Annotated in this window: 12 protein-coding genes; 7 read left to right on the top strand and 5 right to left on the bottom strand. The window is 68.1% G+C overall.

Going from position 1 to position 12,099, the window contains the following annotated elements:
• The first annotated feature begins 29 nt into the window (after positions 1–29).
• Entirely contained in the window at positions 30–161 is a 132-nt protein-coding gene (locus EV644_RS47110) for a hypothetical protein (RefSeq protein ID WP_255511280.1), read from the top strand.
• On the opposite strand, the gene EV644_RS07700 is transcribed toward EV644_RS47110, so the two are convergent.
• From EV644_RS07700 to EV644_RS07685, 4 genes are all read right to left on the bottom strand, one after another.
• Positions 151–960 (bottom strand): MerR family transcriptional regulator, encoded by an 810-nt coding sequence (locus EV644_RS07700; RefSeq protein WP_132187867.1) that lies wholly within the window; start codon positions 958–960, stop codon positions 151–153. The two genes, EV644_RS47110 and EV644_RS07700, sit on opposite strands and share 11 nt — an antisense overlap.
• 27 nt (positions 961–987) lie before the next feature.
• Positions 988–2,346: an amidase family protein gene (locus EV644_RS07695; RefSeq protein ID WP_132187868.1), complete on the bottom strand. Its 1,359-nt coding sequence runs from the start codon at positions 2,344–2,346 to the stop codon at positions 988–990.
• 99 nt (positions 2,347–2,445) lie between these two features.
• Positions 2,446–3,273, bottom strand: a complete 828-nt coding sequence (locus tag EV644_RS07690; RefSeq protein WP_132187869.1) for an ABC transporter permease subunit — start codon at positions 3,271–3,273, stop codon at positions 2,446–2,448.
• Positions 3,274–3,360: 87 nt separating this feature from the next.
• Positions 3,361–4,257 (bottom strand): ATP-binding cassette domain-containing protein, encoded by an 897-nt coding sequence (locus EV644_RS07685; RefSeq protein WP_132187870.1) that lies wholly within the window; start codon positions 4,255–4,257, stop codon positions 3,361–3,363.
• Positions 4,258–4,387: 130 nt separating this feature from the next.
• On the opposite strand from EV644_RS07685, the gene EV644_RS46125 reads away from it, so the two are divergent.
• Genes EV644_RS46125 through EV644_RS07670 form a run of 3 tightly spaced genes read left to right on the top strand, consistent with a single transcriptional unit; the run spans position 4,388 to position 6,981 of the window.
• Positions 4,388–5,047: a TetR/AcrR family transcriptional regulator gene (locus EV644_RS46125; RefSeq protein WP_132187871.1), complete on the top strand. Its 660-nt coding sequence runs from the start codon at positions 4,388–4,390 to the stop codon at positions 5,045–5,047.
• 45 nt (positions 5,048–5,092) lie between these two features.
• A complete protein-coding gene (locus EV644_RS07675; protein ID WP_132187872.1) occupies positions 5,093–6,082 on the top strand; it encodes an NAD(P)-dependent alcohol dehydrogenase in 990 nt (329 codons plus the stop codon).
• 17 nt (positions 6,083–6,099) lie between these two features.
• Positions 6,100–6,981 (top strand): SDR family oxidoreductase, encoded by an 882-nt coding sequence (locus tag EV644_RS07670; RefSeq protein ID WP_132187873.1) that lies wholly within the window; start codon positions 6,100–6,102, stop codon positions 6,979–6,981.
• On the opposite strand, the gene EV644_RS07665 is transcribed toward EV644_RS07670, so the two are convergent.
• The gene (locus EV644_RS07665; RefSeq protein ID WP_132187874.1) at positions 6,944–7,885 is read right to left on the bottom strand and encodes a GNAT family N-acetyltransferase; all 942 of its coding nucleotides are present in this window, start codon (positions 7,883–7,885) and stop codon (positions 6,944–6,946) included. The genes EV644_RS07670 and EV644_RS07665 overlap by 38 nt on opposite strands.
• A gap of 97 nt (positions 7,886–7,982) precedes the next feature.
• Between EV644_RS07665 and EV644_RS07660 the strand changes: the two genes are divergently transcribed.
• The 3 genes from EV644_RS07660 (at position 7,983) to EV644_RS07650 (ending at position 12,024) form a co-directional block, all read left to right on the top strand.
• Positions 7,983–8,573, top strand: coding sequence for a TetR/AcrR family transcriptional regulator (locus tag EV644_RS07660; RefSeq protein ID WP_241997969.1), 591 nt, complete (start codon positions 7,983–7,985; stop codon positions 8,571–8,573).
• Between the two features lie 23 nt (positions 8,574–8,596).
• Complete coding sequence (locus EV644_RS07655; protein WP_132187875.1) at positions 8,597–9,031, top strand: VOC family protein; 435 nt, start codon at positions 8,597–8,599, stop codon at positions 9,029–9,031.
• Positions 9,032–9,141: 110 nt separating this feature from the next.
• A complete protein-coding gene (locus EV644_RS07650) occupies positions 9,142–12,024 on the top strand; it encodes an FAD-binding and (Fe-S)-binding domain-containing protein (protein ID WP_132187876.1) in 2,883 nt (960 codons plus the stop codon).
• Positions 12,025–12,099 lie beyond the last annotated feature (75 nt).

Here is a 12,099-nt window from a genome sequence, read left to right as displayed (position 1 = left end):
CCGCGGGCTGACCCCGGCGAGTGGTTGGCGTGGTCGGCGTGGTCGGCGCGATCGCGTTGATCAAGGTGCCCGAGACCACGCGGTGCCCGCTGAACGGTACGGCGACCCCGGGGACCGAGGAGGCGCTGCCGCCGGTCGAGCTGGAGCCGGCTAAGGCCTGAGCGGTTCCTGCAGCTCGGTGACCCACAGCGAGGGGTCGTCCGGGCAGTCCAGGTAGAGCTCGCGCGCCGGCCCGCCGGAACGATGACCGTTGTCGTCGATCCAGCGGGCCAGCGCCTGCCAGGTGGGCAGTACGGCGTCGATCCGTCCGCGGTGCACGATCGTCGCGGCGCGGGTGGCAGGCAAGTCCACCACGAGCAGCCCGTTGAGCTCACCCTCGGCCTCGACCGCCGCGGGCACGCCGGCGTGGATGACGACCTCGTCACCGGCGGCCGCATACCAGCAGGTCAGCCTTCCGGACGGCTTCACGGCTGTTGCCTCAGGCAAACGTCGGCCGAGCTCGGCGCACAGCGGGTTGACCACCGGGCCGATGTCCTCCGGTGTGAAACTGGCCGCGGTGCTCGACAACGCGACCAGCCGGGTGGCCGGAAGGTCCTTCAGCACAACGGCCGGTACTTCGTCGCCGAGCTCGATGCTACGCAGGCGGGACTCGACCTGGGCGAGCCTGGCGGCGTTCTCGGCGACCTCGGACTCGAGCTCGGCCCGTCGCAGCGTGAGCATCGCCCGCACCTCGACCAGGCTGACCTCGTCGGCGAGCATCGTGCGGACCTGCTCCAGGGTGAAGCCGAGGTCCTTCAGCGCGACGAGCCGGTTCAGCTCGGCGAGTTGCGCGGCCTCGTAGCTGCGGTACCCCGTCGCCTCGTCCACGTGCGCCGGGCGTAGCAGGCCGATGGCGTCGTAGTGGCGCAACATCCGCACCGACACCCGCCCGTGCCTGGCGAAGTCTCCGATCGCGAACAACTCCCGCTCCCGTCTGTCTCGTCAGAGTCAACCAGCAACCGGCCCGATGACGTCGTCGGCGAGCTCGGCGAAGGTGATGACGGTGTCGTCCGCATGCCACGGACCGATCACCTGTACTCCGACCGGCAGCCCGCTCGTTGCCACCGGCATGCTCAGCGCGGGAAGACCGGTCAAGGAGGCGTGGGAGATCCAGAACGCCTGCGCGTCGTACGGCGTACCGTCGATCGTCCGCTCCATGAAGGGCCGCTCGTCGTGGGGGAAGGCCGTGGTGAAACTGGTCGGGCAGAGGAACACGTCGACGTCCGCGAAGTACCGCTGCCAGGCGACTCGCGCCGCGATCCGCCGACGCTCCTGCTCGAGCACCTCGGCCAGGCTCGCGAAGTCCGGATTCTCGCCGTTCACCGCGAAGAACAGGCCGAGCTGGAAGCCCAGCGCCTGGGCCTGCCCGATCGGGTCGACCTCTGCGGGCCAGCCCTCGACGATCTCCACCCCGTTCTTGCTGAGGGCGTCGACGGCGTCGGACAGCGCGGCGCCGACCTCCCTCGTCACTGGTGCCTGCTCGTGATCGAGTACGACGCCGACGCGGTAGTCGGAGAGCCTCTGGTGGCGCGGAGGTAGCAGCTTCCACGAGTAGGGAAGTTCAGGGGAGTAGGGAACCGTCGGCCCGCCGGTGACCTGCAGAGCGATCCGCAGATCAGCCGCGGACCGAGCCAGCGGGCCGAGGCTCGACAAGTCGGGAAACTCGGTCGGGATCGCCAGAGGTCCTGGAGGTTGGAAGCCGTGCATAGGCGCAACACCAGCCGTAGGCCTGAGCCCGTAGACACCGCAATAGCTCGCGGGCAGGCGGATGGACCCGACAAGGTCCGACCCGTACTCCAGATAGGTCATCCCTGCCGCCAACGCCGCGGCTCCACCTCCGCTCGAGCCGCCCGCCGTACGGCTCGGGTCGTGCGGGTTGTTCGTCCGTCCGTAGACCTCGTTGAAGGTCTGCCCGAAGTCGGCGAGCATCATGGGCACGTTGCTCTTGCCGACGATGATCGCGCCGGCCGCGGCCAGGCGCTCGACCACGGTGGCATCCCAGTCGGCGACGTACTCCGCGAAGGCCGGATTGCCCCAAGTCGTGTGCAGTCCGGTCACGTTGAAGCTGTCCTTCACCGTCATCGGCACGCCGTGCAGCGGACCCACCTCACGGCCTGCCGCAACGGCTTCATCAGCTGCGGCCGCCGCCTCCAAGGCGAACTCCGCTCGCGTCTCCACCACCGCGTTCACCGTGGAATCCGCTGCGATCCGCTCCAGCAGCCGCGCCGTCACCTCACGAGACGACACTGCCCCACCCCGGATCCCCGACGCGATCTCCCCAGCCGTCCAGAACTCCATCTCAGTCATAGGAGCAGGTCTACGACCTGACACGGTGTCAGAGTCAACAAGAACCGGCGCCTTGCGAGGAAGTCGCACCCTCACGAAGCGCCGGTTCTCCGCCTCTGTTCAGTTGGTGTCGCGGCGGTAGAGCAGGACGGTGCCGATGATCAGGAGGGCGAAGGTGTAGCCGCCGAAGAGCAGTGCGTTCTCCGGGCGAGTGAGGGCGACGGCGATCGAGTCGGCGGTGGCCGTGTCGGACTGGATGGCCAGCAGACCGTTGCCGGCGAAGAACGGGAGGAAGCGGGCCACCGTCGCGGGCAGGAACAGGGTGAGCAGGTTCTCGACGACGAGCCACCAGACCAGCAGGCTCGAGATGGCGCCGGAGCCGTGGCGGATGACCATCCCGACGCCCAGGCCGAAGAGCGCGGCCAGCGTGGTGAACAGCAGCGCCCACAGGGTTGTCGCAGCCATGCCGGACGTGTCTCCCAGTTCGAGGCCACCAGCCACGGCGCCGACGTACCCGGCAGCCATTCCGCCTGCGCCGAGCACCAGTCCGATCGTGCCGGCGGTGACGGTCTTGGCGGCGGCGATCACCCAGCGCGCGGGTTGCGCGGTCAAGGTCCCGGCCAGGGTGCCGTGCTGGGCCTCGGAGGTGAAGAGCAGGATCCCGGCGACCGCGGCGAACACCGCGGTGAGCACGGTCGAGTAGATGTAGACGACGGAGACCACCAGGACCTCGTCGGTGATCAGTGTCGCCACGGCCCAGGAGGTGAAGCCGCCGGCCAGGATGGTCAGGGCCAGGATCGCCCGGTTCGCCCGCAGCGTGGACAGCTTGATCCACTCACTCTTGAGCACCGCCGGGAAGGCCTTGAAGTCGTCGGCGCGGCTACGTTCGGCGAGGCGCTGGTCGGGATGGCTGATGGTAGTGGTCGGAGTGGAGAGAATGGCAGTCATCGCTGGTCCTTCACTGAACAGTCGGGCTGAAATTCGGCTGGATGGCGGGATGGGCAGTGGGCGGACCTGCGGCAGAAGGGGTGGAGCTCAGGCGGACGCGAACTCCGCTGACGCGCGGGTCAGGTCGAGCAGGCTGTCCTCGAGCGACCGCGAGGTCTCGGTGAGCTCGACCAGGCGGATGCCGTGGTCGAAGGCGATCTGGGAGACCGCGGTCTTCGTCGTCCCACGCACCTCCAGCCGGTCACCCTCGATCTCGACCTGGACGTCAGACGAAGCCAGTACTGCGGCCAGCGCCGCGGCCTGAGGTGTCTCGGCAATCACGGTGCCGGCGCTCCGAGCGGTGATCGCGTCGACGGACTCCGCTGCGAGCAGCCGCCCACCGCCGACCACTACGAGGTCATCGGCGAACATGCTGAGCTCGGCGATCAGGTGGCTCGACACGAAGACCGTGCCACCGCGGTCGGCGAAGTTCCGCAGATACGTCCGCAACCAGCGGATACCGTCCGGGTCCAGACCGTTCGACGGCTCATCGAGCAGCAGGATCCCCGGATCGCCCAGGAGTGCGCCGGCAAGCGCCAAACGCTGACGCATGCCCAGTGAGAACCCACCGGCTCGCTGATCCGCGGCCGTCTCCAGCCCGACCTCGGCCAGTACCTCCTCGGCCCGCTTCGCCGGTACTCCGCTGAGCGCCGCCGTGGCCCGCAGGTGATTCCGGGCGGTGCGCCCGGGGTGCATGCAGCGGGCGTCGAGGACCGATCCGACGATGCGCGCGGGGTTCTTCAGGCTGGTGTAGCCGATGCCGTGGTACCTGACGTCGCCGCTGTCCGGCCGGGTCAGTCCGACCATCATCCGCATCGTCGTCGACTTGCCGGCGCCGTTCGGGCCGACGAATCCCGTCACGCGGCCAGGGGCTACCTCGAACGTCATGTCGTGAACGGCGAGGCGCTTGCCGTACTGCTTGGTGAGTCCGGAGACGGTGATCATGCGCTGCACTCCATGCCTTTTGCAGGGGCCTTCCGAGAAGGCGACCTTACGCTGTAAGGTTGGTCTTGACCCTAGACTTACGGTGTAAGGTTGTCAAGGAAGGCAGCCGACCGAAGGAAAGAGATCATCCGTGCCGAAGAAGACCGCAGCGCGAGTCCCGGTGACCCGGGAGCGAGCTCTGCAGACCGCCGTGGCGCTGGCCGACAAGGAAGGGCTGGGGTCGCTCTCGATGCGCAAGCTCGCGCAGGAGCTCGGTGTCGAGGCGATGTCGCTCTATCACCACGTGAAGAACAAGGACGACATCCTCGACGGGATGGTCGACCTGGTCTTCGCCGAGATCGAGCTGCCGGTCGATGGCGACGAGTGGAAGCCCGCGATGCGGGACCGGGCGCGCTCGGCCCGGGCGGCCCTGACCCGTCACCCCTGGGCGATCAGCATCATGGACTCCCGCGCCGCGCCGGGGCCGGCGACCCTGCGGCACCACAACGCGGTGATCGGCGCCTGCCGCCGGGCCGGCTTCTCGGTCCAGATGGCGGCGCACGCGTTCTCACTGCTCGACAGCTACATCTTCGGCTTCGTGCTGCAGGAGGTGAACCTGCCGTTCGACGAATCGGCGGTGATCCCGGACGTGGTCGAGGCGATGATGCTGCCCTACTCGCCCGAGGACTACCCGTACCTGACCGAGTTCACCACGGAGTACATCCTCCAACCGGGTTACAAGTTCGGCGCCGAGTTCGAGTACGGCCTCGCTCTTCTGATCGACAGTCTCGAAGCCGCGGCCCATCCGTGACCGCGGTTCCTTGCAGCGATGCATCCCTTGCAGAGAAGGCAAATCATGGCTACTGCCATCACCACCAACCAGGCGATCACGCAGGCGGCCTACGGGTCAGCTGACGTACTGCGACTCGGGCAGCTCGCTGTGCCGGAGATCAAGGACAACGAGGTGCTCGTCCGGGTCGCCGCCGCCGGGCTCGACCGCGGGACGTGGCACATCATGACGGGCAAGCCGTACCTGCTGCGTCTCGTCTTCGGCCTGCGCAAACCGAAGAACCCGGTGCTCGGGCGAGCTCTCGCCGGGACGGTTGTCGCCGTGGGGCCGGCCGTGACGAGGTTCTCCCCCGGCGATGAGGTCTACGGCGTTGGCCACGGATCCTTCGCGCAGTACTGCGCTGCGCCGGAGAGCAAGCTGGCTCGCAAACCGGCGAACACCTCCTTCGAAGAGGCCGCGGTGGTTCCGATCTCCGGGCACACCGCTCAGCAGGCGCTGACCGATATCGGCAAGGTGCAGCCCGGCCAGAAGGTGTTGATCACCGGGGCCTCCGGTGGCGTCGGCAGCTACGCGGTCCAGTTGGCGAAGGCCTTCGGCGCCGAGGTCACCGGCGTGGCCAGTACCGCGAAGCTCGATCTGGTGCGGTCACTCGGTGCGGACCACGTCATCGACTACACCAAGGAAGACTTCGCCGACGGCGTGAACCACTACGACCTGATCATCGACATCGCCGGCAACCCGAAGCTCTCGCGGTTGCGTCGCGCGCTCACCCCGACGGGAACTGCCGTCCTCACCGGCGGCGAGGGTGGCGACAGCCTGACCGGCGGCATGAGCCGTCAGCTCGGCGCCCTGGTCACCTCGTGGTTCTCCCGCCAGCGAATCGCCAGCTTCATCGGCAACGAACGCGGCGCCGAACTCGAACGCCTCACCGCCCTGATCGAGGCAGGCAAGCTCAAGCCGGCCATCGACAAGAGCTACCCGCTGGCCGAAGCCGCCGAAGCCATGCGCCGGCTTGAAGCCGGCCAGGTCCGCGGCAAGATCGCCATCACCGTCTGATGGGCGGGGACCCGGGCATGGACGAGAGCGGGCCGCTGCGCAGTACGACGGTTCTCATCACCGGCGCCACCAGTGGCATCGGCAAGGCGACTGCATTGGGTTTGGCCGGGATGGGCGCACGCGTGGCCATCACCGGCCGGGATCGTGAACGCACTGAGGGCGCGGCGCGCGAGATTCGTGCCGTGGGCGGCGGGGACGTGGACGTGTTCGTCGCGGACCTGTCGTCCCAGGCGGAGGTGCGGAGGTTGGCCGACGAGGTGCTGCAGAGGTTGCCTCGGATCGACGTACTGATCAACAACGTGGGCGGCTACTGGGACAACCGGCACGTCACGGCGGACGGGCTCGAGCGGACCTTCGCTCTGAACCACCTCGCGCCGTTCCTGCTCACGAATCTGTTGCTGGACAGGCTGAAACAGAGCAGCCCGGCGCGGGTGGTCACGGTCTCCTCCAACGCCCAACGGATCGGCCGGATCGATTTCGACGACCTGCAAGGAGAGACGTCGTACTCCGGGTCGCGGGCGTACGACCAGTCGAAGCTGGCCAATCTTCTGTTCAGCTACGAGCTGGCCCGGCGGCTGCAGGGCGACGGCGTCACCGCGAACGCTCTGCATCCCGGGGTCGTCAGCACTTCCTTCGGCGCTGAGGACCCCGGCCGGATCCAGCGGCTGTTCGTGCCCTTCTTCCGGCCGTTGATGAAGACGCCCGCCCAGGGCGCCGCGACATCGATCCACCTGGCTTCCTCACCCGACCTCGAGAACGTGACCGGTCTCTACTTCGCGAACAGCAAAGCCAAGAACTCCTCCGAGCGTAGTCACGACCTCTCCGCCGCCACCCGGCTCTGGAAGGTCAGCGATGAGCTGGTCAGCCCGTCGAGACCACGCGGCTCCACACGTCGATGACGAGGATCGATCGCATCCCGACGCCCAGGTAGAGGCCAAGGGCTGGTGTCGGGTTGGCACTGTCCACGTGGAGAATCGTGCCGGCTCGGCCGGCGGCCGCGTCGATCGCGAAGGCGTTCTGGAGCAGGTACCTCGCCAGTCCGCGACCGCGTGCTTCCGGCAGAACGCCGATGCGGGCCACATAGCCGCAGTTGTCGCTGGCAAGGAAATCGTCCCCGCACTCCAGCGCTGCGACCGCGAGGCCGTCGAGCTCCAGCACAGTGAGCAGGGACCAGTCGAAGGTCGTCCGCTTCTCCCGGGACGCGACCCATTCGTCGTACGGGAGCGGTGTTGCGCCGTCCTGGCCTTCGAACGTCTCGACCATGATCTGATGAGCGGCGCGGCTGACCTCCTTGCCGGCGCTCTGGGCGACACCGGCTGGCAACGTGGGAGCGGTGACCGGGTCGTTGTGGTCGATGCGGAGCCGCTGGAAGGTGGTGCTCTGGGTCATCCCATGCTCGGTGATGACCTCCAGCAGCGTCTGGTCGGCGCGGAGCAGGCCGAGTCCCACGGTGATCTCGGCGTGGCCCTGCTCGCGGCCAAGCTGCTCGGATCGGGTCATTGCCTTGGACAACAGCCAGTTCGCGGCCTCGCGCGTCTCCGCCACGAGGTCGAGGTTGAAGCGATCGCCGCTGCCCTGCTTGGAGGTGGTCGAGTAGCCGATCAGCCGACCGGCCTCATCGTGCACGGCCCAGCTGTCGAGGTCCGGATCGAAGCCAGGTGCTCTCAACTGGTTGGCGATGTTCGCCAACGGCCTGCCCACGCTGCCGATCAGACGCAGGCTGTACGCCGAGATGAGGTCCGCCATGTCCTCGGCATCGTCCAGGTGCAATGGGCGAGTCGAGGACCCGGCGGCAAGCGTCACGGCAGCAAAGCTACTGCCGACCACCCCGCGTCAGCCTGCCGGGTGGACGTGGGTGAGGCGTTGACAAGATTTAGACGGTGTGCAAATAATTCGAACTGTGGTAAAGACCTCGGTGGCGAGTGGGTGGCGGGAGGCTCGGCGGGAGAACGCCCGGGCGGCCGTGCTGGTGGCCGCGTGGAAGTTGGTGCGGGAGGACGGGCTCGCCGCTCTGTCGCTGCGGGAGCTGGCGCGGCGAGCGGGGATCACCACGCCGACGGTCTACGCGTACTACGAGTCGAAGAACGCGATCTTCGACGCCATGTTCGCCGAGGCGGCGCAGGAGTTCGTCGACCTCAAGGCCTCGCTGCCCGTCACCGACGACCCGCGCCGGGACCTGCTCACCGAGGCGAGGGCTTTCGTCGACTTCTGCGTGTCGGACGTGCCCCGCTTCCAGCTTCTGTTCCAGCACTCGGTGCCCGGCTTCGAGCCGTCGCCGGAGTCCTACGAGCTCGCGGTCGGTGCCCTGGAGGTCACTCGCGAGCTCCTCGCACGCAACGGCGTGCACGATCCGCGGTACCTCGACATCTGGACCGCCGTGACGACCGGCCTGGTCGATCAGCAGATCTCCAACGACCCCGGCGGTGACCGGTGGAGCCGGCTCGTCGACGACGTCGTCCAGATGTTCCTGGCTCAGTTCTCGACGACCTGAGCCACCGAACCAAGGGGACAGTCATGTCCACAGTCAGTCAGCCCAGGCTTCATCATCTCGCGCTCACCGTGACCGATCTGGAGAGCAGCGTCGAGTGGTACGGGGAGGTGTTCGACGTCCACCCGGTGATGGAGGTCCCGCATCCAGGCGGCGTCGGGCGGGTGCTCGCCGATGCCGACAAGCAACTGATGATCGCGCTGCACCGGCACGACACCAACGACGGCGAGCCCTGCACGGAGACGAGGACCGGGCTCGACCATGCCGGCTTCATGATGCCCAGCCGCGCCGATCTCGAGCAGTGGCAGGACCATCTCGAAGCGCACGGCGTCGTCCGCAGCGACCAGGCAGACAAGCCGCTGACCCAGTCGCCCATCGTCGACGAGCCGTACGCCTCGATCCTGGTCTTCCGCGACCGCGACAACATCCAGCTGGAACTCTTCGCTCCTCCAGCGCAATAGCCGCGACCTGTAGTGCTGCCGGCGAGGTGGACGAGGTGCTCGATGGGTAGATTGTCGACAATGCTGACCCCAGGCCGGTGTGTCCAGCGATCAGTCAGGAGTTCCCGCCGATGAGCCAGTACGACGTACCGCGGCTCGCCCGGGAACTCGGGGGACAACTGCGCGGGTCCGTCGGCGCTGACGCGAGGAGCCGGGCGCTCTATGCGGCGGACGGGTCGAACTACCGGGCCGTGCCGGATCTGGTCGTCGTACCGGCCGATCGGGAGGATCTGGCCGCCGCGGTGGCGCTGACCGCGGCGGCGGGTGCACCAGTGACGTTGCGCGGCGGCGGCACATCGATGGCGGGGAACGCGATCGGCGGGGTCATCATCGACGCGTCGCGGCACGTGAACCGGATCCTGGCCATCGAGGCGGAGGCGCAGACCGCGGTGGTCGAGCCGGGGGTGATCCTGACCCACCTGCTGGCCGCCGCGAGACCCCACGGGCTGGCTTTCGGCGCGGACCCCTCCTCCGGCAGCCGGGCGACGCTCGGCGGGATGATCGCGAACAACGCCTGCGGCGCGCACTCTGTTGCCTGGGGCACCACCGCGGACAACCTGGTCGACCTCGACCTGGTGCTTGCCGACGGCACCAGGCTCACCGTCGATGCGCCCGGCGCCAAAGGACGCGAGTACTACGCCGCCCGGCCCGGCCGCGAAGGGGAGCTCCACCGGGCGCTGCAGGCGTTCGTGGACCGGCATGAGCTGTTGATCAGCAGGAGGTTCGGCCAGTTCAGCCGGCAGATCTCCGGGTACGCACTGCACAGGTTGTTGCCTCAGCACGGCTATGACGTGGCGCGGTTGCTGGCCGGGAGCGAAGGCGGCTTCGCGGCGACGCTGCAAGCCACCGTGCGGCTGACGCCGTTGCCTGCGGCAAAGGTGCTTTGTGTGCTCGGGTTCGGCGATTCGATCACCTCGGCCGACTGCGTGCCGGTGGTCCTGCGGCACGGTCCGCTGACGATGGAGTCGATCAACAGCGATCTCGTCGAGCGGTTGCCCGCGGAGGTCCGGGACGCGGCCGTCCATGCAGGGCTGCCGGCCGGACGGGCCTGGCTGCTCGTGGAGCTGGGCGGCAGCGACCAGGCCGCTGCCACGATCGCCGCGGAGAAGATGCTCGAGGAGCTTCGCGATTCGGGTTCGCCTGCGACCGCTTCGCTGGTGACCGATCCTCGTGCGCAAGGAGTGCTCTGGCGCTGCCGCACTGATGCCGCCGGACTCGCGACCCGCCGGGCCGATGGTGCTGAAGCCTGGGGTGGTTGGGAGGACGCTGCCGTTCCGCCCGAACGACTCGGCGCGTACTTGCGTGGACTCGACGAACTCCTCGCCCGCCACGGGCTGTCCGGCGCGTCGTACGGGCATTTCGGTGAGGGCTGCATGCACATGCGGATCGACTTCGACCTGTTCAGCGCGCGCGGCCTCGCGACGTACCGGGCCTTCGTCGAGCAGGCGACCGATCTCGTCGTCGAGTTGGGTGGATCGGTATCCGGTGAACATGGCGACGGGCGGGCGCGGTCGGAGTTGCTTGCCCGCATGTACGGCGCTGACGGCGTGCGGCTGTTCCGCGAGGTGAAGGAGATCTGGGATCCGGCCGGGGTGATGAACCCCGGGATGATTGTCGATCCGCCGCCGCTGGACGTGAACATCCGGCACGACGGGCCGGCCAAGGATCGCCAGCTGCTGACGGTGTTCGCCTATCACGACGACGACCACGACTTCGCCCAGGCGCAGCGGCGCTGTGTCGGGATCGGCAACTGCCGGCAGACCGCCGGCGGGGTGATGTGCCCCAGCTATCAGGTCACCCGGGAGGAGTTGCACTCCACGCGAGGGCGCGCACACCTGCTCTGGGAGATGCTCCAAGGGGATGTGATCACAGACGGCTGGCGGTCGACCGAAGTACGCGACGCGCTCGATCTCTGCCTGTCCTGCAAGGGCTGCCTCTCCGACTGCCCGGTGAACGTGGACATGGCGACCTACAAGGCCGAGTTCACCCACCACCACTACGCAAGAAGGCCGTGGGCCCGGCCGCTATCGCACTGGTCGATGGGCTGGCTACCCGTCTGGGCGCGACTGGCCGCCCGCGCCCCACGCCTCGCCAACAGACTCGCCGGCCTCGCGCTGGCCAAGCGCCTCGGCGGGATCGCTCCCGAACGCGAGGTCCCAGAGTTTGCGCAGCAGACCTTCACGGATTGGTTCCTTGCCCGGGGCAAGCATGGTCGGGGTGAGCGCGGGAAGGTGGTGCTCTGGCCGGATACGTTCACCGATCATCTGTCTCCGCAGGTCGGGCGCGCGGCCGTCGAGGTGCTGGAGGCGGCGGGGTTCGAGGTGGTGTTGCCGGACAAGCGGGTCTGTTGCGGGCTCACCTGGATCTCCACCGGTCAGCTCGGCGTCGCCCAGCGAGTCATGAAGCGCTCTCTCGCGATCCTCGCACCGCACCTGGCGGCGGGTACGCCGATCATCGGCCTCGAGCCAAGCTGCACAGCCGCCTTCCGCCAGGACGCCCCCGACCTGCTGAACGACAACCCATTGGCCCACGCAGCCGCCAAGTCGACCTTCACGCTCGCCGAGTTCCTCACGAAGTCGAACTGGAAGCCGCCACAGGTAGGAGGGGAAGCCCTGGTCCAGCCCCACTGCCACCAGCACGCAGTCCTCGGCTTCGACGCCGACAAAGCCCTGATGGCCGCGGCCGGCATCACCGCCGTGATCCCCGACGCCGGCTGCTGCGGCCTGGCCGGCAACTTCGGCTTCGAACGCACTCACTACACCGTCTCCAAAGCTGTAGGAGAGCGCGCTCTATTACCCGCAGTCCGCGCAGCAAGCAACGACACCACCATCCTCGCCGACGGCTTCAGCTGCCGAACCCAGATCGAACAAGGCACCGACCGCCACCCGCTGCACCTCGCCGAGATTCTCGCCGCGCGGCTCGCCCGTAATGCTTCAGATTCCGAACCGCGCTGAACACTGCGGGGCCACGATCAATCGCCTTGCCATCCACGGATCCATCGCCTGAGATCGCTCGGTCAATGAGGCGCT

This window comes from Kribbella orskensis (assembly GCF_004342085.1).
GTDB lineage: Bacteria > Actinomycetota > Actinomycetes > Propionibacteriales > Kribbellaceae > Kribbella > Kribbella orskensis.
The sequence above is the reverse complement of the archived record's forward strand: the minus strand, read 5'-3'. Positions and strand labels throughout refer to the sequence as shown.

What these genes read in the sequence shown, in the direction of transcription:
- EV644_RS07685 (WP_132187870.1), bottom strand. Translation starts at nt 4,257, where the DNA reads ATGATCACCGTCTCCGGACTCACCAAGCAGTACGGCAAGCGCCTCGCC.
- EV644_RS07690 (WP_132187869.1), bottom strand. Translation starts at nt 3,273, where the DNA reads ATGACTGCCATTCTCTCCACTCCGACCACTACCATCAGCCATCCCGAC.
- EV644_RS07655 (WP_132187875.1), top strand. Translation starts at nt 8,597, where the DNA reads ATGTCCACAGTCAGTCAGCCCAGGCTTCATCATCTCGCGCTCACCGTG.
- EV644_RS07670 (WP_132187873.1), top strand. Translation starts at nt 6,100, where the DNA reads ATGGACGAGAGCGGGCCGCTGCGCAGTACGACGGTTCTCATCACCGGC.
- EV644_RS07695 (WP_132187868.1), bottom strand. Translation starts at nt 2,346, where the DNA reads ATGACTGAGATGGAGTTCTGGACGGCTGGGGAGATCGCGTCGGGGATC.
- EV644_RS07650 (WP_132187876.1), top strand. Translation starts at nt 9,142, where the DNA reads ATGAGCCAGTACGACGTACCGCGGCTCGCCCGGGAACTCGGGGGACAA.
- EV644_RS07675 (WP_132187872.1), top strand. Translation starts at nt 5,093, where the DNA reads ATGGCTACTGCCATCACCACCAACCAGGCGATCACGCAGGCGGCCTAC.